The sequence below is a fragment of the Clostridium sp. NkU-1 genome (genome assembly GCA_001312405.1).
Window position 1 is genome coordinate 190,607 of record BBDR01000006.1, and the last position, 18,676, is coordinate 209,282.

At 46.7% G+C, this 18,676-nt stretch carries 21 protein-coding genes and 5 pseudogenes; all 26 read left to right on the forward strand.

What is annotated here, in order from left to right; all coding sequences use genetic code 11:
- Positions 1–26 precede the first annotated feature (26 nt).
- The 26 genes and pseudogenes from JCM10519_RS11890 to JCM10519_RS29280 all read left to right on the forward strand — a co-directional run bounded on the left by JCM10519_RS11890 (position 27) and on the right by JCM10519_RS29280 (position 18,608).
- The gene (locus JCM10519_RS11890; RefSeq protein ID WP_054739397.1) at positions 27–566 is read left to right on the forward strand and encodes a DUF3877 family protein; all 540 of its coding nucleotides are present in this window, start codon (positions 27–29) and stop codon (positions 564–566) included.
- 75 nt (positions 567–641) lie between these two features.
- Positions 642–1,139 (forward strand): C40 family peptidase, encoded by a 498-nt coding sequence (locus tag JCM10519_RS11895; protein ID WP_347843956.1) that lies wholly within the window; start codon positions 642–644, stop codon positions 1,137–1,139.
- Between the two features lie 159 nt (positions 1,140–1,298).
- Positions 1,299–2,310: pseudogene (gene spoIIIAA / locus JCM10519_RS11900) on the forward strand (stage III sporulation protein AA).
- 3 nt (positions 2,311–2,313) lie between these two features.
- A complete protein-coding gene (locus JCM10519_RS11905) occupies positions 2,314–2,832 on the forward strand; it encodes a sporulation protein (protein WP_054739398.1) in 519 nt (172 codons plus the stop codon).
- Between the two features lie 10 nt (positions 2,833–2,842).
- The gene (spoIIIAC, locus tag JCM10519_RS11910) at positions 2,843–3,037 is read left to right on the forward strand and encodes a stage III sporulation protein AC (RefSeq protein ID WP_013273849.1); all 195 of its coding nucleotides are present in this window, start codon (positions 2,843–2,845) and stop codon (positions 3,035–3,037) included.
- An 8-nt stretch (positions 3,038–3,045) separates the two neighbouring features.
- Positions 3,046–3,432, forward strand: coding sequence for a SpoIIIAC/SpoIIIAD family protein (locus JCM10519_RS11915; RefSeq protein ID WP_054739400.1), 387 nt, complete (start codon positions 3,046–3,048; stop codon positions 3,430–3,432).
- Positions 3,429–4,625, forward strand: a complete 1,197-nt coding sequence (locus JCM10519_RS11920) for a stage III sporulation protein AE (RefSeq protein ID WP_347843957.1) — start codon at positions 3,429–3,431, stop codon at positions 4,623–4,625. Before JCM10519_RS11915 ends, JCM10519_RS11920 begins: the two co-directional genes overlap by 4 nt.
- Positions 4,626–4,748: 123 nt before the next feature.
- Positions 4,749–5,201, forward strand: coding sequence for a stage III sporulation protein AF (locus tag JCM10519_RS11925; protein WP_054739403.1), 453 nt, complete (start codon positions 4,749–4,751; stop codon positions 5,199–5,201).
- A gap of 84 nt (positions 5,202–5,285) precedes the next feature.
- On the forward strand, positions 5,286–5,615 hold the full coding sequence (locus JCM10519_RS29260; RefSeq protein ID WP_347843958.1) for a hypothetical protein: 330 nt from the start codon (positions 5,286–5,288) through the stop codon (positions 5,613–5,615).
- Between the two features lie 121 nt (positions 5,616–5,736).
- Positions 5,737–5,889 carry a hypothetical protein gene (locus JCM10519_RS29265; RefSeq protein WP_347843959.1) on the forward strand — a complete coding sequence of 51 codons (153 nt, stop codon included), beginning with the start codon at positions 5,737–5,739 and terminating at the stop codon, positions 5,887–5,889.
- A 15-nt stretch (positions 5,890–5,904) separates the two neighbouring features.
- Positions 5,905–6,693, forward strand: a complete 789-nt coding sequence (locus tag JCM10519_RS11935; RefSeq protein WP_347843960.1) for a SpoIIIAH-like family protein — start codon at positions 5,905–5,907, stop codon at positions 6,691–6,693.
- Between the two features lie 170 nt (positions 6,694–6,863).
- Positions 6,864–7,241, forward strand: a complete 378-nt coding sequence (locus tag JCM10519_RS11940; RefSeq protein ID WP_054739466.1) for an Asp23/Gls24 family envelope stress response protein — start codon at positions 6,864–6,866, stop codon at positions 7,239–7,241.
- Between the two features lie 134 nt (positions 7,242–7,375).
- Complete coding sequence (locus tag JCM10519_RS11945; RefSeq protein WP_347843961.1) at positions 7,376–8,803, forward strand: diguanylate cyclase; 1,428 nt, start codon at positions 7,376–7,378, stop codon at positions 8,801–8,803.
- Between the two features lie 101 nt (positions 8,804–8,904).
- Positions 8,905–9,690 (forward strand): aspartate dehydrogenase domain-containing protein, encoded by a 786-nt coding sequence (locus JCM10519_RS11950; RefSeq protein WP_054739407.1) that lies wholly within the window; start codon positions 8,905–8,907, stop codon positions 9,688–9,690.
- A gap of 95 nt (positions 9,691–9,785) precedes the next feature.
- Complete coding sequence (locus tag JCM10519_RS11955; RefSeq protein ID WP_347843962.1) at positions 9,786–10,625, forward strand: NAD(P)-dependent oxidoreductase; 840 nt, start codon at positions 9,786–9,788, stop codon at positions 10,623–10,625.
- 135 nt (positions 10,626–10,760) lie between these two features.
- A complete protein-coding gene (nusB, locus tag JCM10519_RS11960; protein ID WP_025234595.1) occupies positions 10,761–11,204 on the forward strand; it encodes a transcription antitermination factor NusB in 444 nt (147 codons plus the stop codon).
- 72 nt (positions 11,205–11,276) lie between these two features.
- Positions 11,277–12,481: pseudogene (gene xseA, locus JCM10519_RS11965) on the forward strand (exodeoxyribonuclease VII large subunit).
- The gene (gene xseB, locus JCM10519_RS11970) at positions 12,456–12,695 is read left to right on the forward strand and encodes an exodeoxyribonuclease VII small subunit (protein WP_347843963.1); all 240 of its coding nucleotides are present in this window, start codon (positions 12,456–12,458) and stop codon (positions 12,693–12,695) included. Before xseA ends, xseB begins: the two are co-directional and overlap by 26 nt.
- A gap of 48 nt (positions 12,696–12,743) precedes the next feature.
- A pseudogene (locus JCM10519_RS11975) lies at positions 12,744–13,632 on the forward strand (polyprenyl synthetase family protein).
- A gap of 116 nt (positions 13,633–13,748) precedes the next feature.
- Positions 13,749–15,599, forward strand: a pseudogene (gene dxs, locus JCM10519_RS11980) (1-deoxy-D-xylulose-5-phosphate synthase); the annotation flags it as partial.
- 72 nt (positions 15,600–15,671) lie between these two features.
- A pseudogene (locus JCM10519_RS11985) lies at positions 15,672–16,476 on the forward strand (TlyA family RNA methyltransferase).
- A 39-nt stretch (positions 16,477–16,515) separates the two neighbouring features.
- Complete coding sequence (locus JCM10519_RS29270) at positions 16,516–16,803, forward strand: NAD(+)/NADH kinase (RefSeq protein WP_347843964.1); 288 nt, start codon at positions 16,516–16,518, stop codon at positions 16,801–16,803.
- Positions 16,695–17,372, forward strand: coding sequence for an NAD(+)/NADH kinase (locus JCM10519_RS11990; RefSeq protein ID WP_347843965.1), 678 nt, complete (start codon positions 16,695–16,697; stop codon positions 17,370–17,372). The genes JCM10519_RS29270 and JCM10519_RS11990 overlap by 109 nt, the downstream gene beginning before the upstream one ends.
- Positions 17,373–17,383: 11 nt before the next feature.
- Positions 17,384–17,833 carry an arginine repressor gene (gene argR, locus JCM10519_RS11995; protein ID WP_054739409.1) on the forward strand — a complete coding sequence of 150 codons (450 nt, stop codon included), beginning with the start codon at positions 17,384–17,386 and terminating at the stop codon, positions 17,831–17,833.
- Positions 17,834–17,844: 11 nt separating this feature from the next.
- Positions 17,845–18,042, forward strand: coding sequence for an AAA family ATPase (locus JCM10519_RS29275; protein WP_347843966.1), 198 nt, complete (start codon positions 17,845–17,847; stop codon positions 18,040–18,042).
- A 95-nt stretch (positions 18,043–18,137) separates the two neighbouring features.
- A complete protein-coding gene (locus tag JCM10519_RS29280) occupies positions 18,138–18,608 on the forward strand; it encodes a hypothetical protein (RefSeq protein WP_347843967.1) in 471 nt (156 codons plus the stop codon).
- Positions 18,609–18,676: the final 68 nt, after the last annotated feature.

The following is an 18,676-nucleotide window of genomic DNA, read 5'->3' on the forward strand; positions in this document are numbered from 1 at the left end:
ACTGGAAAATGACTGGAGTGATAAATATGCAATATGACGCCTTAGAGCAGCTGCTCATTAATTCAATAAAAGAAGTGCAGATAAAATTAGGATATGAGAAAGAACCGATTCGCTTCTACTACCCTGAACGCGCATTGGTGAAAATACTGAAAATACGCGAAGGCTCTCCTGAGGAAACAAGAGCCGCATTGGAAAGCTTTAAGGGATATGCAAAAGAGCGTTTGGGAGAAATCAGAATCACAAAAAGCCAGCAACGATTTTGCTTTGAGATTCCGCCGGAAGGAATAGAATACGTATATTACCATAAAAAGGACAATGGTTTCTTAAAAGAATTCATTGAAACCGTAGAAAAACCTAATACAACTTTAGAAGACATTTTGAAGGTCTTTCATAAATTTGCCGGCAGCAAGGTTATCTGTTTGAAATCTCAGGAAGAAGATTTCGATTACATCATATTTTTTGAGGATTCATTTATGGATAATTACCGTTATTATATTAAATTTCATGGAAATCACGCCACATACCACAGATTCTTATCCGAAGATGCAGCGGATATGGGCATATAACAATATCATATCAGGAGAAAAAAACAATGCAAAGAAAAAAAGTGGATCGCAACCCTGTTTACGGGCCTGGTATTTATGGCCGCTAATAATTTTACTGCCAGAGCAGATACGGCAGCCAATACGGTGATTCCCATTGTGGCTCCGCCGCCCTTTGAGCAGCAGATTGGCCCTGGAGTTGGCCCCGGAAAAGATTTTTCCCAGACAGGACCGGATTTTCCGGCAGGAACAGGGGATCAGGTTGTTTCTTTTGCAAAACAGTTTCTTGGAAATCCTTATGTATATGGAGGGACAAGCCTTACATCAGGCGCAGACTGTTCCGGATTTGTGTTAAGCGTTTATAAGCAATTTGGCATCAACCTTCCAAGGACCTCTGAGGCCCAGGGAGAGGCAGGAACTGACGTGGGCGGAATTGAAAATGCCCGGCCTGGGGATATCGTATCTTACATAGGCCATATCGGTATTTACATAGGGCAGAATCAGCTGATCCATGCAAGCGGTCCAAAGGATGGGATTAAAATATCCTCTGTGGATTTTATGCCCGTTGTTTCAGTCAGAAGAGTATTAGGAAATTAAATAAAAATCAAATCATCTTTGGGCTTATTCCGATGTTTCGTAAGGATCATCAGAATAAGCTCTTTTTTTATGCCCCGGCGTATTAAAATGCCTTTCAGGAAGCCAAAAGTTTTTCAGTCATAATTTGTCCCACCCTACATATATTGAGGTAAGAGGAGGATGAAGGTGGAGAGGAAAGACGAGCTAATCAATATATTTTCCAGGAGTATAAGAGAAATTTTAAACCAGGTGACCGTCAGCTTCGACGAGGTTCAGGAAATCAGGCTTCGGGTAGCGGCCCCTCTTTTAATGGTATACCGGAATGAGGAATATTATGTGACTCCCAGGGGTTCCCTGAGCAGGGAAGGAAAGGACGCCTATATAGTCTTAAAAAATGAACTTAAGGAAACCATGGAGTACATGAGCAACTATTCTTTGTATGCCTTTGAAGAAGAGATGAAACAGGGGTTCATTACCATTCAGGGAGGACACCGGATCGGAATCGCTGGAAAGATCATTTTAGATGAATCCGGAATTAAGACAATGAAATACATATCCTTTATCAACGTCCGGCTGTCCCATCAGGTGAAGGGCTGCGCCTCTGTAGTTTTGCCCTACCTTTATGAGGAAGGGAGAGAAATCTATCACACTCTGATTATTTCCCCTCCCAGATGCGGGAAGACCACTTTGTTAAGAGATTTGATCCGCCAGGTTTCCAACGGTTCTGAGGAGCATGCAGGCCTTACCGTAGGCGTGGTTGATGAACGTTCTGAGATTGGGGCCTGTTATCAGGGGATCCCTCAGAATGAATTGGGAATCCGTACCGATATTCTGGACTGCTGCCCAAAGGCAAGAGATGATGATGCTGATACGGACCATGTCTCCCAGGGTGATCGCCGTAGATGAGATCGGAAGCCGGGAGGATCTGGAAGCAATGGAATACGTGATGAACTGCGGCTGCAAGCTGATTGCCACGGTTCATGGAAACTCGATAGATGATTTAAAGCAGAAGCCGATTTTAAGAAAGCTGGTGGAAGAGCGGATCTTTGAGAGATATGTGGTGTTAAACAACCTGGGAAGGATCGGAAACATTGACCAGATCTATGACTCCAGGGGAACACAGCTCTACAAAGCAGAAGTACACCAGATGGGAATGCGGTGGGACAGGCAGGAGTGCATGGCTTATGGATAATACGTGGCTGCGGATATTAGGAGTCTTCTGGTCATTATATCATGCTCTGGCCTGGGATTTTTTATGGCGGCCCAATGGAACGAGCATTTAAAGACCGTTGAGAAACTTCGGAAAATGATTTTTCTTCTGAAAGGTGAGATTGTTTATGCAAATTCCCCGCTGACGGAGGCCTTTGAACGGACCGGCAGAAAGGCAGGGGGAGAGATCGGTGTTTTGTTTGAGCGTGTGTCAGAACGGCTTTCCTCACAACAGGGGGAATCCTTTTATACCGTCTGGCAGGAGGAAATTGACAAGCTTCCCAGAGAGGTCTGCTTATCCAAAGAGGACAAACAGAATTTAAAAGGCCTGGGAGAGCATTTGGGATACCTGGATATGGACATGCAGGAGCGGAATATTCTTTTATACTTAGAACAACTGGACTTAACAATCGGTTATTTGAGAAAACATAAGCAGGAAAAAAGCCGCCTCTATACCAGCCTGGGTATCATGGGCGGTTTATTCCTAACAATCGTTATGTATTAAGGAGGATAGCATGGGGGTCAATTTGATTTTTAAAATTGCAGCAGTTGGAATCCTGGTTTCCGTCATCTGCCAGGTATTAAAACACAGTGGGCGGGAAGAACAGGCATTCTTAACAAGCCTCGCGGGGCTGATCCTGGTGCTGTTCTGGCTGGTGCCTTATATTTATCAGTTATTTGAATCCATAAAAAATTTATTTGCATTGTAGGTGAGCGCATGACCGTAGTGACCATAGCCATAACAGGAATCGTAGCGGTGCTGTTAGCGGTTTCCTTAAAGGGAATGAAAGGGGAATACGGGACCTATCTGGTCATGGCGGCGGGCTTTTTTATCTTTTTTTACGGCATAGGAAAGCTCACCACCATTCTGGATACCATGAAGGAGATCCAGTCCTATATTAAGATCAACAGCATCTATTTATCCACTCTGGTGAAGATGATAGGAATCACCTATATCGCAGAATTTGCCGCCGGGATATGCAAGGATGCCGGATATGGAGCCGTTGGGACCCAGATAGAAATATTTGGAAAGCTGTCTGTTCTGGCGGTCAGCATGCCCATTCTCCTTGCTCTGATCGAGACGCTGCAGGTATTTTTATCATGACGGAAGGGAGAAAGACCATGAAAAGAACCGCCTTTTTCCTGATGTGTCTTTTGACAGTACTGTTTTTTTGTAAGGACAGCCTGGGAGCGGAAGCATCTCCGGAAAAGGAAGCAGCCGCCCCGGCGGAAGATTTAGACCTGGATCAGTATGATTTAACGGATATCCAGAAATTTCTGGACCAGGCAAAGGGGAACCAGGGCATGGACCTTTCCTTTAAAGAGCTTATGAAGGATCTGATGGATGGAAAATTAAACGAGGTCATGGGACAGGCTGGAAAAGCTCTTAAAGATCTGCTGATGGGAGAGATCAGAAACAGCGGGCATATGATGGGGCAGATCATGGTGCTTGGGATCATTGGAGCTGTGTTTTCCAATTTTTCCAGCGTATTCACTGGAAGCCAGATTTCAGAAACCGGTTTTTTTGTCACCTATCTGCTTCTGTTTACCTATCTGGCGGCCAGCTTTTTCACCAGCGTTACCATCACAGGAAATGTGGTGGGGCAGATCCTGGATTTTACAAAGGTATTGATGCCTGCCTATTTTCTTGCGGCGGCATTTGCAGGGAGCAGTGCATCGGCAGCAGCTTCCTATGAGTTCACATTATTTGTCATCGTTGCCGCCCAGTGGCTTTTGGGAAAGGTACTCTTGTCGCTCATAAGGGTTTATGCCCTTTTAGTCATGGCAGGCCACATTGCAAAGGAAGAAATGCTTTCAAAGCTCACGGAGCTGCTGGAACAGGTGGTGTCCTGGAGCTTAAAGACTCTGGTAGGAGTTGTACTGGGATTCCATCTCATACAGTCCATGGTTCTGCCCTATGTGGATTCCATAAAGACTGGAGCCGTTCAGAAGCTGATCGGAGCCATTCCGGGAATCGGCCAGGGAGTCAGCTCAGTTGCCCAGATGGTGCTGGGTTCCGGGGTACTTATAAAAAATACCATTGGCGCGGCCGGTATTATCGTACTCCTTATCCTCTCCGTGATTCCTTTGCTTAAATTGGCAGTACTGATGGTTTTATACCAGTGCGTTGCCGCTCTTTTGCAGCCTGTCTGTGATAAAAGGATTGTTTCCTGTATTTCCGAAATGGCAAAAGGCCATAAAATGCTTTTATCTGTAGCGGCCTCCGCAGTGATCCTCTTTGTTGTTACCATAGCGCTTGTATGCGCTTCTACCAATGTGACCTATTATACAGGGTGAGTGGCATGGAAGAATTGTTTAGCTGGATACGTAATATAACCTATTACCTGATTTTTATAACCGTGGTGGGAAACCTCCTGCCAAATAAAAAAATATGAAAAATACATAAAATTATTTTCCGGCATGGTTCTGATCCTTTTGGTGTTAAAGCCTGTTACAGGGGGATTAAGGCTTGATGATACAATTGCTTACTATTTTGAGTCCATAAGTCTTAAAAAGGAAGCCGGAGAGCTGACAGGGAAGCTCTCAGAAATGGAAGGGAAAAGGCTGGAGAGCATGATCGCCAGATATGAGGAGGCGATTGGAACAGATTTAAAATCCATGGCCGAAACCGACGGCTTTTCCTGCAGGGAAACCAGGGCAGAGATCGACCAGGATCAGGAAAGCAGTACCTTTGGCCATGTAGTGCGGGTGACCATGGTTCTGTCACCGGGAGGAACCGGAAAGGAGACGGAAGATATTGCAGTTTCCGGAAATGGAGGAATGCCGGTAAAAAAAAGTACCGGAGGTGGAAGAAGTGAAAATAGCCGGTACGGAACAGGAAAAAAAGTGACGACAAGGCACAGGAGGACGTGAGAAAACAGAAGCAGGAAGAAAATTCCCGGCTTTCTGGTCTTAGAAGGCGGATTGCGGAATATTATGATTTGGAGGAACAGGATATTGAAATTCAAATGGAAGATGGGAAAGGATAAATGGCTGATCCTGCTGGCGATTGGAATGATTATCCTGATCCTTACATTTCCCTCCGGTTCGGGTATGGCTGCCAGGGTAGAAAAGACAGCAGAAGGCAAAAACCAGACGGCATTACAGCAAGGGATTGTGACAGAGCCTGCGGACCCACAAGCGGCTGCCTCTGCAGGAGCAGACCGGACCTATGAGGAGCAATTGGAGGCGAGGGTGAAGAAAATCTTAAAAACCGTGGATGGGGTCGGTCAGGTAGAAGTTATGATCGTACTGAAATCATCAGAGGAGAAGGTACTCCGTCGATAAGGACAGTTCGGATTCATCTACTGAGGAAAAGGACAGCTCCGGAGGAACCAGAAAGATCACCAGCGCAGAAAGCAAGGAAAACACAATTCTGACTGGTTCAGGAGAAAATACATCTCCCATTGTGGAGAAGGAGATACGTCCGGAAATAGAAGGAATTATCATCAGTGCCCAGGGCGGAGGCAGTCCAACGGTAAAAGCTGAAATTTCCGGTGCCATGGAAGCATTATTTAACCTGCCCCCACATAAAATAAAAGTATTAAAGAGGGTGGAATAAAAAGGAGTGTCATGTATGAGAATTTGGAAAACAAGCAATGAACCCAAGGTCCCTAAAACCCCAAAGAAAATGGATATGAAGAAACTGTTCCGAAGAAACCAGATTATTATCACCACCTTAGCCGTTATGATCGCTGCCGCTGGATATTTAAACTATGCAGGAAAGCAGGAGGCAGCTTCCGGGACAGACGTCTTTGAGGCTGGAATGACTGATATTTCTGAAGAAGATATTTTTGCGGAGAACCAGTCCCTTACCGGCAGTGACAACAGTCAGGAAATTGCAAGTCTTGACCAGGATGCTGAGGATATTGATAAACTGGCAGCAGGAAGTACGGATACAGCTTTAGAAAGCGATGGATCTGTAGATCTGGCAGCAAATGAGACACAGGCAGCCCCAACCGGCCTTGACAACCCTGGAGAAGCGGTGCTTACCAGCGGAATGAACGTATCAGAATACATATCCAGCGTACAGTTAAACAGAGAGCAGGTAAGGGCAAAGAATAAGGATACCTTAATGAACCTGATCAACAATCCTAACATTGAGGAAGCCGCAAAGCAGCAGGCCATTCAGGAAATGATAGATATGACGGCTATTGCTGAAAAGGAAAATGCGGCAGAAACCCTTCTCCTTGCCAAAGGATTTGCAGATCCGGTGGTCAGCATTTCCAGCGGGAAAGTGGATGTTGTCATCAACGCTTCCAGCATTACAGATCCTCAGCGTGCTCAGATTGAGGACATCGTTAAGAGAAAAACGGAAGTAGGGGCGGAAAATATCGTAATCACCCTTATGAAACTGGAAGAGTAAAAAGCCTTTGCAAACTGTGGACAGTTTTGCTATAATGATTCCAGAACCTAAATGGTTGAAAGTAAGACATCTTTCAATCTCCAGCTTGTGAATCAGGCGGATATGCCTGCATATCCAGTTGGTTCATTAGTATACAAATATGAGTACAGGAGGGAATCGCTGTGGCAGAAATGGAAAGCAGAAATACTCACAAGGTATATGAAAAAGATAAAATTGGCGAAGTACAGATTGCAGACGATGTAGTGGCTATCATTGCAGGTCTTGCAGCAACCGAGGTAGAAGGTGTGGATTCCATGGCTGGCAATATCACCAATGAGCTGGTGGCAAAGCTGGGCATGAAAAATTTATCCAAGGGTGTTAAGGTGGAGCTGACAGAAGAACATGTATCCGTGGATTTGTCCTTAAACATCAAATACGGTTACAGCATACCTGCCGTCAGTGAGAAGGTCCAGGAGAAGGTGCAGAACGCCATTGAGAACATGACAGGCTTGACGGTTCTGGATGTAAACATCCGGATTGCCGGTGTAGCATTGGAAGAGAATAAATAGATGAAAAAGGTCTATCGCGGGGGCGAACCGGGAAAAGGTTCAGGCCCCCGCTTTTCTTTGCGTTCAAATGAGAAAAAATATTGAATGAACTCCAAATATATCAAAGAATACTTAAAGGACAGGTGTTTTCATATATGATGACTGATAGGGAGAAAGACCGCTACTCGGTAAGGGTTATGACTTTGTTTGGTCTGGTGGTATCGGTAATTATGGGGATATTCGCTTTAAACATTTATTATTTCAGAGAGGTGGAAAAAAGCCTGGCAGAACAGACTTACCAGGATTTAAAGAGGGAGAATGACCAGGCATCAGCCTATCTTCAGGGAATGATCCAGGAAAGGTTTGAAATGCTGGAGGTGTTTTCTGCATACAGTGATCTGCCGGAGGGAACGGAAAAAGAGAAATGGCAGGAAAAAACAGATACCCTTAAAAGAGAGGGCTTACGGTTTGGAATTTCCGATAGCCAGGGAATCATGTATTATGGAAACAATGAATCCCAGGATGTTTCTGCACGCATTGATTATCAGAGGGCATTAAAGGGAGAAAACAGTGTTTCCAGGCTGCCTTCGGAAGATTTTAACGGGCTGGGCGGAATTGCTCTGACGGTTCCGGTCATAAGAAGGGGCAGGGCAGAAGGGGCGGCATGTATGGAGTATACCTCTGAAGAACTGGGGAAGTATCTAAATAGTACAGAGCCAGGCCCCAATGGTGCCAGTCTGGTCTTCACAAAATCAGGAGAACTGGTAGCCCCCTTTCCTGGGTACGAAAATTATGTCAATGTTTTTGATATACTGAAAACCATGGAATTTAGGGATGGACAATCTTTGGAGCAGATGGAAAAGACGGTGGAAAGCGGATCTTCCGGATATGTCACCTGCTATCAGGGGGGCAGCAGAACGATTCTTTCTTATCAGCCTGCGGGAGTTGAAGACTGGATTGTGGCTTCCCTGGTGGAAGCGGAAGGCTATGATAGCTCTCTTTACAAGATCAGAAGACGGTCGGATATCTTTATTGCAAGCTCAGCGGCCATGGTGGCCTGTACGGTCTTTCTTCTTATTTGTATTATCTATTTACGGAAAAAGGAAACGAAACGGGCGCAAAAAGATTATTTAACAGGCGTTTATACCAGAGAAACAGCCAGAAAACTGGTGGAACAGAGAATGAAAGGCGGAGGGAAAAAGAGGTTTTATGCCTGCATGTTTCTTGATATTGACGATTTCAAGAAGATTAATGACACCTTCGGCCATCATAAGGGAGATCTGGTTTTGACTCAGGCAGGGCGGATTTTAAGCGCCTGTACAAGAGAAGAGGATGTGATCGTCCGTTTTGGGGGAGATGAGTTCTGCGTCTGGCTGTACGGCTTAGGCGGAAGAAAACAGCCTGAGGCCATTGCAAGACGGATATTAAATGCATTCCACGCCTCCGGAACCATACATGCAAGCATTGGGATCACCCTGGTAGGAGACAATGAGACGGAATACGATGCCATTTTAAGACGGGCTGATCAGGCATTGTATCAGGCAAAGAGAAAAGGGAAGAATCAGTTTACATTCCAGCTTTAAGCTCTAAGGAAAAACCATGGGGTCCGGCACTCCTTGAAAGTCCTGTTAATTTCAGGTATAATGAAATTTAATGTTTTTAAAATTACTAAAAGGAGAAAAGCATGAATAAGCTTAGACTTGGAATTGTTGGAAACGGTTATCTTGGAGGGATTATTGCAGGAGCATGGAGAGATGGCTTATTGCCGGAGTATGAGCTGGTTGGGATCGTTGGAAGGACAAAGGAAAAGACAGATGCCCTTGCTAAGGAAGTTTGCTGCAGCTCCTGTTCTGGAATCGATGAACTGCTGGAATTAAAACCGGATTACATCGCTGAGGCGGCATCCGGGGCTTCGGTTAAGGAAATGGCAGAGAAGATCCTGTCAAATGGCTGCAATCTCATTGTGCTGTCCATTGGCGCTTTTGCGGACAAGGAATTTTATGAAAAAGTGAAGGCCACGGCCGTTAAACATAATACCAGGGTGCACATCGCATCAGGAGCGGTGGGCGGCTTTGATGTGCTCCGTACGGTTTCTCTCATGGGAGAGGCCACAGCCGGGATCGAGACAAGAAAAGGACCGGAATCCTTGAGAAATACCCCTCTTTTTGAGGAACATTTAATGACCGATGAAGAAAGCACCATGGTGTTTGACGGCAATGCAAAAGAAGCGATCGGGCTTCTTCCTACAAAGGTAAATGTTGCGGTAGCGTCTTCCCTTGCAACTGTCGGACCGGAGAAAACCAGGGTAAATATTCACAGTGTTCCGGGAATGGTTGGAGATGATCATAAGATCACTGCGGAAATTGATGGCGTGAAGGCTGTTGTGGATATTTATTCAGGCACCAGTGCCATTGCCGGCTGGAGTGTGGTGGCTGTTCTGCAGAATATTGTGTCACCGATCGTGTTTTAACCGGATCAAGTAGGGGCGCGGATTGCGAATATCTGCTTGACCCAATCAAATAAGTCCGCGGATTGTAAATATCCGCTTTACAGGAGGATAAGAAGATGTTTGAGAAGCTGGTTGCCATAGAGCCGGTGAGTTTGGTGGAAGAAGCGGAGAAAGAGCTTTTCCGTTATGCAAAACAGGTTGTGATGTACGAGGATATTCCCAGTGATGACGATGAGATCGTAAGGAGAATCGGAGATGCGGATGGGGTGCTTTTAAGCTATACCTCCAGGATCAGCCAGCATGTCTTTGAAAGATGTCCGAATATCAGGTATGTGGGAATGTGCTGCAGCCTTTATTCAAAGGAAAGCGCAAACGTTGATATCGCTTATGCGGAACAGCACGGAATTACGGTTTACGGGATCCGCGATTACGGCGATGTTGGAGTGGTGGAATATGCAATCTGTGAGCTGGTGCGCTTTCTTCATGGATATGACAGGCCCATGTGGAAGGATATGCCGGTAGAAATCACCGGATTAAAGGCAGGAATTGTAGGAATGGGTGTTTCCGGCGGGATGGTAGGAAATGCTTTAAAGCTTCTGGGAGCGGATGTTTCCTATTACAGCAGAAGCAGAAAACCCCAGTACGAGGAAAAGGGAATCGGGTACCGCCCCTTAGGAGAGCTTTTAGAGAGCAGCGAAGTGGTATTTACCTGTTTAAATAAGAATGTGATCCTTCTGCACGAAGAAGAATTTAAGAGGCTTGGAAATGGAAAGATCCTGTTTAATACGTCCATTGGGCCTGCCTTTGAACCGGAGGATTTAAAAAAACTGGCTGGATGCCGGAGACAACCGGTTTGCCTGCGATACAGCGGGAGCTGCCGGAGATGGAGAGCTTTTAAAGCATCCCAAGGTGTTTTGCGTCAATGCTTCGGCCGGGAGAACCAGGCAGGCCTTTGAGCTTTTAAGCCAAAAGGTGCTTGATAATATCCGTCGGTTTTTGGAGAATAGCAAAGTTTCTATTGTATAAAAAACCCTGGTAAGGTATAATAATTCCAAATGTCCAGAAAATCACCAATAGGAGGACCATGGGAAATGACCAGAAGTAAAATGCGCGAACACTGCTTTAAAATGCTCTTTTGTGCGGATTTTTATCCAGCAGAGGAGAAGACAGGGCAGCTTATTCAATATTTTGAGGAACCAAAAGAGGATGATTTAAACGCCGAGGGCGTGGAAGAGATCATCCATGATGTGGATATGAGTGAAGAAAATGCTGCTTATTTAAGAGAAAGGGCAGAGTCCGTTATGGTCAGAATCCCTGAACTGGATTCAAAGATCAACGAAGTAGCCGAAGGCTGGAAGACAAAGCGTATGGGTAAGGCTGAACTTACCATTCTCCGCCTGGCTCTGTATGAGATTTTATTTGATGAAGATGTGCCGGAAAAGGTAGCCATCAATGAGGCTGTGGAACTGGCTAAAAAGTACGGCGGGAATGAAGCTCCGGCATTTATTAACGGAGTCCTTGCAAAGCTGGTGTAGTATATGGCAAGTGTGTATTCCGTAACCCAGGTCAATGCCTATATTAAGAATATGTTTGCCCAGGATTTTGCACTGAACCGGATTTCCGTTAAGGGCGAAGTCTCCAACTGCAAGTACCATACCTCCGGCCATATTTACTTTACCTTAAAGGACGGGAAATCGTCTATGGCGGCAGTGATGTTTGCCGGTCACAGGAAGGGCCTTGCTTTTAAGCTGGAGGAAGGGCAGCAGGTGGTTGTAAAGGGCAGCGTGGAGGTTTATGAGCGGGACGGAAGATACCAGCTCTATGCCCAGGAGATCACAAAGGAAGGAATCGGTGACCTGTTTGAAAGGTTCCAGAAACTCCGTGATGAACTGGAAGAGATGGGGATGTTTGCCCCTGAATATAAGAAACCCATTCCAAAGTACGGGAAAACCGTAGGAATCGTGACAGCTCCCACGGGAGCAGCCATCCGGGATATAATGAATATATCGGCCAGACGAAACCCTTATGTGCAGCTTTATCTCTACCGGCCCTTGTCCAGGGGGAGAGCGCAAAGGAGAGCATTGTAAAAGGAATCGAAACCCTGGACCAGATGGGGCTTGATGTTCTGATCGTAGGCAGGGGCGGCGGTTCCATTGAAGATTTGTGGGCATTTAATGAGGAAGTTGTGGCAAGGGCTGTTTTTAACTGCACCACGCCTGTGATCTCTGCCGTAGGCCATGAAACCGATGTGACCATTACTGATTATGTGGCGGACATGCGTGCCCCCACGCCTTCAGCCGCCGCAGAGCTGGCTGTATTTGATTACAGCCTGTTTGAGGAGCAGGCAGAGATGTACGGCCGCACCCTTTTAAGGACCATGGAAAGAAAGCTGGAACGCTGCCGGTTCCATGGGAACCAGTACGCCTTAAAGCTGAAACTATATGACCCCAGGCGAAGTATCCATGAAAGCAGGCAAAGGCTTGTGGACATGGAGGACAAGCTGAAAAGCCTTATTCTGTCCAAGGCGGCTTTAGACCGTGCAAGGTTGGAAGAAGGAAAGCTTCGCATAAAACAGCTCATAGAAAAGCAGGCAGTCCGGGACAGGCACAGGCTGGAGCTTTTCATCAGCCGTCTGGAAGCAGAATCCCCTTTAAAGAGGATGGGCGGCGGTTACGGTTTTGTGACCGATGAAAAAGACAAGCGGATCGATTCCGTGAAGCAGGTAAAAGCCGGTGACAGGATAGGGCTGAGGCTTAAGGATGGAAGCATGGAGGCTGTGGTTTCCCGTGTTACCCCGGCGGAATCCGGTTAATTTGGCAGCCGGCGTGACGAAGTTCATGGAAACAGGAAATAAGGAGAACCTGATTTATGGCGGCAAAAAAAGAAAAAAAACCATTGAAGAGACATTTGGGGAGCTGGAAGAGCTCATTAAAAAACTGGAAAGCGGAGAGAGTTCTCTGGAGGAATCCTTCCAGTATTATGAGACCGGCATGAAGCTGGTAAAGTTCTGCAATGAAAAAAAATAGATAAAGTTGAAAAAAAGATGATCGTGTTAGAGGAAAATGGTGAGGAACATGAACTTTAATGAAATGTTTTCTGCCCGTACAGAAGAAGTTGGGCGTGTTGTAGAAAACTACCTGCTCCAGTGGAGGGCTATCAGAGTACGGTGCTGGCGGCAATGGATTACAGTGTCCGGGCCGGAGGAAAGAGGCTTCGTCCCATGCTGATGGAAGAGACCTACCGCTTATTCGGCGGCCAGGGAAAAGAGATTGAGCCTTTTATGGCGGCGATTGAGATGATTCACACTTCCTCCCTGATCCACGATGACCTTCCCTGCATGGATAATGATACCCTGCGCCGGGGACTTCCTACGGCATGGGTCAAGTTCGGCTATGACATGGCGGTGCTGGCAGGAGATGGCCTGCTCATTTACTCCATGGAGACAGGTGCAAAGGCTCTTTCCATGACGGACAGACCGGATCTGGTGGCCAGGTGCATGGGGATTTTAGCAGAAAAAAAACAGGAATCTTTGGAATGATAGGCGGTCAGACCGTTGATGTGGAGCTGGCAGGAAAGCCCATTCCAAGGGAAAAGCTTGATTTCATTTACCGTCTGAAGACCGGGGCGCTTATAGAGGCCGCATGATGATCGGAGCCGTTCTTGGCGGAGGAAATGAAAAACAGGTGAAAATGGTGGAAAAAAATGGCCTCCTGTCTTGGGAAGGCATTTCAGATACAGGATGATATCCTGGATCTGACCAGCAGCGAAGAGGTGCTTGGAAAGCCTGTACTCAGCGATGAAAAGAACCATAAGACCACCTATGTAACCCTGGAGGGACTAGAAAAGGCGAAGCAGGATGTGGAAAAGATTTCGGAAGAGGCGGTTTCCTGCCTCCATGAGCTTCCAGGGCAGAATGAATTTCTGGAAGAGCTGATCCGTATGCTGGTAAACCGGGAAAAGTAAGCCACAGTTCAGCTATGCAGAGCCATTTTCATCATTTGTACTTAGTGAGCAAGCTCATACGCACAAAGGTTTCTGCATGGCTGAACCATAAGGCAAATAAAGGATCTGATAAGAATATGATGCTGGAATTAATTAACGGGCCTGAGGATATCAAAAAACTGACAAAGCAGGAGCTTGATATTTTAAGTCAGGAAATCCGTGACTTTTTGGTAGGGAAAATAAGCATAACAGGCGGCCATCTGGCTTCTAACTTAGGAGTGGTAGAGCTGACCATGGCCATTTACCTTGCTTTTGACCTGCCCAAGGATAAGGTTATCTGGGATGTAGGACATCAGTCCTATACTCATAAGATATTAAGCGGCAGGAGAGAGGAATTTGACGACCTGCGGCAGTACGGCGGCATGAGCGGCTTCCCCAAGAGAAAGGAAAGTCCTTGTGATGCCTTTGATACCGGACACAGCTCCACTTCCATTTCAGCCGGACTGGGACTGGCCCAGGCAAGGGATGTGCTGGAAGAGGATCATTTTGTGGTGTCCGTCATCGGAGACGGCGCCTTAACAGGCGGCATGGCCTATGAGGCTTTGAACAATGCGGCCAGAATGAACAAGAATTTCATTATCATTCTCAACGATAACAATATGTCCATCTCAGAAAATGTAGGAGGTATGTCTACCTATTTAAACAGCATCCGCACCGGAGAAGGGTATCTGGACTTAAAAAAACACGTGACCAACGTGCTGTCCCGGATTCCGGTTGTAGGAGACCAGATCATTGATAAGATCAGCAGGACAAAGAACGGCATTAAGCAGCTGCTCATACCTGGGATGCTGTTTGAGAATATGGGGATCACCTATCTTGGCCCGGTGGACGGCCATAATATAAAGGCCCTTTCCAGGACCCTTCGGGAGGCAAAGAAGCTGCCCCATACCGTGCTGGTCCATGTGATCACTCAAAAAGGCAAGGGATATGCTCCTGCAGAGAGGAATCCCTCAAAGTTCCACGGGTTGATCCTTTTGATGTCATCACCGGGGAGCCAAAAAAGAAGAAGAAGAATCCCAGCTATACGGATGTGTTTTCCAAAACGATCTGCCGACTGGCTGAGAAAGATAATAGAATTGTGGCGGTTACGGCAGCCATGCCGGATGGGACAGGCTTAAAGCGTTTTTCCCGTCTGTATCCCGACCGCTTTTTTGATGTGGGGATTGCAGAGGAGCATGCGGTGACTTCTGCAGCCGGAATGGCGGCAGGCGGCTTAAAGCCGGTTGTGGCCGTTTATTCGTCTTTTTTTGCAGCGGGGCTTTGACCAGATCCTTCATGATGTGTGCATCCAGAATCTGCCTGTAGTCTTTGCCATTGACAGGGCAGGGCTTGTTGGCAGCGACGGGGAGACCCATCAGGGGATTTTTGACTTATCCTATTTAACAGCAATCCCTAATATGAGTGTGTTTGCGCCGAAAAATTTATGGGAGCTTATGGATGGAATGGAGTTCGCCCTGTCCTACAATGGCCCATTTGCGGTGCGATATCCGAGAGGAGAGGCTTATCAGGGCTTAAAGAGCTTTCGCACTCCCATTGAATATGGCAAGGGAGAGATGCTCTATGAGGAAAAGGATATTGCTCTTTTGGCAGTGGGCAGCATGGTGAGCACGGGAGAGCATGTAAGGCAAAAGCTGAAGGCAGAAGGCTGGAACTGTACTCTGGCCAACGGCCGCTTTGTGAAGCCCTTTGACCGGGAACTGGTGGACCGTCTGGCAAAGAAGCACTGGCTCATAGCGGTAATGGAAGAAAATGTCCTTCAGGGAGGATTTGGTCCCGGGGTCACCGCCTATATCCACGAGAATTATCCGCATGTAAAGGTCATGAATATCGCTCTGCCGGATTCCTATGTGGAGCATGGCAACGTATCCCTGCTTCGGAAGGGGCTGGGGATTGACAGCGACTCTATCATATGGAGGCTCAAAAAGGAATATCTTGATATGGAGCGCCAGAATGCCGAATGGAAAAAATATAAAGATAAAACAGGGGAAATAAAAAAAGAAATGAAAGAACGGTTGGATGTGCTTTTAGTAAAGCAGGGACTGGCTGAATCCAGGGAAAAGGCAAAAGCTGTCATTATGTCCGGAATCGTCTATGTGGACGGCGAGAAGGAGGACAAAGCAGGTACCGCATTTGAGGAAAATGCAACGATTGAGGTGAGAGGAAACACTCTGCCGTACGTGAGCCGCGGCGGCTTAAAGCTTGAAAAAGCCATGACTCATTTTGACGTGGTCCTGGAAGGCAAGGTATGCATGGATGTAGGATCCTCCACAGGAGGCTTTACGGACTGCATGCTTCAAAACGGTGCCATTAAGGTTTATGCGGTGGATGTCGGTCACGGCCAGCTTGCCTGGAAGCTTCGGAACGATGAGCGTGTGGTATGTATGGAAAAGACCAATATCCGTTATGTTACTCCTGAGGATATTGCTGACCCAATAGAATTTTCCTCCATTGATGTTTCTTTTATTTCCCTGACAAAGGTATTGGGACCTGTGAAAGCTTCTTACGGATGAAGGGGAGGTGGTCTGCCTTATAAAGCCCCAGTTTGAAGCCGGCCGGGAAAAGGTGGGGAAAAAAGGTGTGGTAAGAGAGAAGTCTGTCCATCTGGAAGTGATCCAGATGGTTATTTCCCATGCTTTAAGCATAGGGTTTCAAGTGCTTCATCTGGAATATTCCCCTATTAAGGGACCGGAAGGGAACATTGAGTACCTTCTTCATCTTAAGAATCACCAGTCAGGAGAGGCTTGCCCGGAAGTTGACCTTGATCCGGAAAAGATCGTAAACGAGGCCCACGGGAACTTGACATGACGCGAAAGCGGTCAGCCAGTATCTTTAAGGAGTATTATTATGAAGTATTTTTATGTAATCATGAATCCTGATAAAGAGGGAGCCAGAGAGACTGCAAAAGCCATTCGTGACTATCTTACCGGCCATGGGGCGGTCTGCCTGATCGGAGGAGAAGACCGGGAAAAACAGAAGGGGAAAAGCCATTATACCGATGCTGCCATGGTGCCGGAAGAGACGGAGTGCCTCATTACGTTAGGCGGCGACGGGACCCTTATACAGGCAGCCAGAGACCTGGCAGGACGGAATATCCCCATGATTGGATCAACCGGGGGACCCTTGGGTATCTGACCCAGGTATCCCGCACAGAGGATATCAATGACGCTCTTTCCGCTCTTCTTGCCAATGATTATAAGCTGGAAGAACGGATGATGTTAGACGGCTGTATTTACCGGAAGGGAACGGCTGTCTGCCAGGATATTGCCTTAAATGAAATCGTCGTAACCAGAAGTGAGCAGCTGAAGATGCTTCAATTTAAGGTTTATGTAAATCAGGAATTCTTAAATGAATACCGGGCGGATGGCCTCATTGCGGCAACGCCTACCGGTTCCACCGCTTACAATCTTTCCGCAGGAGGTCCGATCATTGTCCCGGATTCTAAAATGGTGGTCCTGACTCCGATCTGTTCCCATGCCCTGGGAACAAGGAGCATTGTCCTTTCCGCAGATGACTGGATCCAGATTGAGATGACAGGGAAAAAGGGAGTAAGCCAGGCTGCGGTATTTGACGGAGATACTTCCACAGAGCTTTATCCAGGCGATTGCATCGAGATTCGCCGGGCGGATATTAAGACCATTCTGATAAAGCTGAAGAACATATCATTTTTAGATAACCTGCGCAACAAGATGGCTGGTATATAGGGAGGGGCACTATGAAGCTGGAACGACACAGCAAGATTGTGGAACTTATTGGAAAACACGAGATTGAAACACAGGAGGAGCTGGCCGATTATTTGAATCAGGCAGGCTTTGCAGTCACTCAGGCCACGGTTTCCAGAGACATCAGGGAACTGAAGCTTACAAAGGTTCAGTCTGAGTCAGGAAAACAGAGGTATATGGTGCTTCAAAATCAGGGCTCCTTCAGTGACAAATACATCCGGATCCTGCGGGATGGCTTTTTAACCATGGACATGGCACAGAATATTCTGGTCGTTAAGACCGTATCCGGCATGGCTATGGCGGTGGCTGCAGCTCTTGATGCCCTTAGTTTCAGTGAGATGGTAGGCTGCATTGCAGGGGACGATACCATCATGTGCGCCATTCGAAGCGCTGATGACACCATACTTATGATGGACAAACTAAAAAAACTCATTACGGGATAAAGGAGGCCGCCATGCTTTCAGAATTACACGTAAAGAACTTAGCCCTGATCGAAAAAGCCGATGTGGAATTTGGACAGGGCTTTAATGTCCTGACCGGCGAAACCGGAGCCGGTAAATCCATTATTATCGGTTCGGTTACCATTGCCTGGGGGGCAAGACGCCAAAGGATATCATTAGAAAGGGCGCGGAATACGCCTATATTGAGCTGATCTTTACGGTCAGTGATCCAGAAAAAGCCCGCCTGTTAAAAGCATTTGATGTCTATCCGGATGGAGATGGTACTGTAATCATTTCAAAGAAGATCATGCCCTCCAGAAGCTTAAGCAAAATAAATGATGAAACAGTGACCGCAGGAAAACTGCGGGATATTACGGGCCTTCTCATTGATATTCATGGACAGCATGAACATCAGTCTTTACTCTACAAATCAAAACATCTTGAGATTCTGGACCGCTACCAGGAGAAAAAGTCCCATGAGCTAAAAGAGAATATTGCAGATACATATGGGGAATATGTCCGGTTAAAAGACCGCCTTTCCTCCTTCCTCCTTGATGAGGATGCCAGGCTCAGGGAAATGGACTTTATCCGCTACGAGATAGAAGAAATCGAGAATGCCGGACTAAAGGAAGGGGAAAAGGAAGAACTGTCCTCCAGATACCGCCTTTTTTTTAAATGCAAAAAAAATAACCGAAAGCCTTTCCATTGCCTATTCCGCTGCCCATACGGATTTCATCAGCCGTGCGTTAAAAGAAGTAGAAGGAGTTGCTTCCTATGATGACAGGCTCTCTGCCATAAGGGACCAGCTTTTTGATGCGGATTCCATTTTAAGCGACATCAGCCGGG

Coding starts and splice junctions, on each gene's coding strand:
- JCM10519_RS11890 (WP_054739397.1), top strand. CDS start 27: ATGCAATATGACGCCTTAGAGCAGCTGCTCATTAATTCAATAAAAGAA.
- JCM10519_RS11895 (WP_347843956.1), top strand. CDS start 642: ATGGCCGCTAATAATTTTACTGCCAGAGCAGATACGGCAGCCAATACG.
- spoIIIAC (WP_013273849.1), top strand. CDS start 2,843: ATGGGGGTCAATTTGATTTTTAAAATTGCAGCAGTTGGAATCCTGGTT.
- JCM10519_RS11915 (WP_054739400.1), top strand. CDS start 3,046: ATGACCGTAGTGACCATAGCCATAACAGGAATCGTAGCGGTGCTGTTA.
- JCM10519_RS11920 (WP_347843957.1), top strand. CDS start 3,429: ATGACGGAAGGGAGAAAGACCATGAAAAGAACCGCCTTTTTCCTGATG.
- JCM10519_RS11925 (WP_054739403.1), top strand. CDS start 4,749: ATGGTTCTGATCCTTTTGGTGTTAAAGCCTGTTACAGGGGGATTAAGG.
- JCM10519_RS11935 (WP_347843960.1), top strand. CDS start 5,905: ATGAGAATTTGGAAAACAAGCAATGAACCCAAGGTCCCTAAAACCCCA.
- JCM10519_RS11940 (WP_054739466.1), top strand. CDS start 6,864: ATGGAAAGCAGAAATACTCACAAGGTATATGAAAAAGATAAAATTGGC.
- JCM10519_RS11945 (WP_347843961.1), top strand. CDS start 7,376: ATGATGACTGATAGGGAGAAAGACCGCTACTCGGTAAGGGTTATGACT.
- JCM10519_RS11950 (WP_054739407.1), top strand. CDS start 8,905: ATGAATAAGCTTAGACTTGGAATTGTTGGAAACGGTTATCTTGGAGGG.
- JCM10519_RS11955 (WP_347843962.1), top strand. CDS start 9,786: ATGTTTGAGAAGCTGGTTGCCATAGAGCCGGTGAGTTTGGTGGAAGAA.
- nusB (WP_025234595.1), top strand. CDS start 10,761: ATGACCAGAAGTAAAATGCGCGAACACTGCTTTAAAATGCTCTTTTGT.
- JCM10519_RS29270 (WP_347843964.1), top strand. CDS start 16,516: ATGAAGTATTTTTATGTAATCATGAATCCTGATAAAGAGGGAGCCAGA.
- argR (WP_054739409.1), top strand. CDS start 17,384: ATGAAGCTGGAACGACACAGCAAGATTGTGGAACTTATTGGAAAACAC.
- JCM10519_RS29275 (WP_347843966.1), top strand. CDS start 17,845: ATGCTTTCAGAATTACACGTAAAGAACTTAGCCCTGATCGAAAAAGCC.
- JCM10519_RS29280 (WP_347843967.1), top strand. CDS start 18,138: ATGCCCTCCAGAAGCTTAAGCAAAATAAATGATGAAACAGTGACCGCA.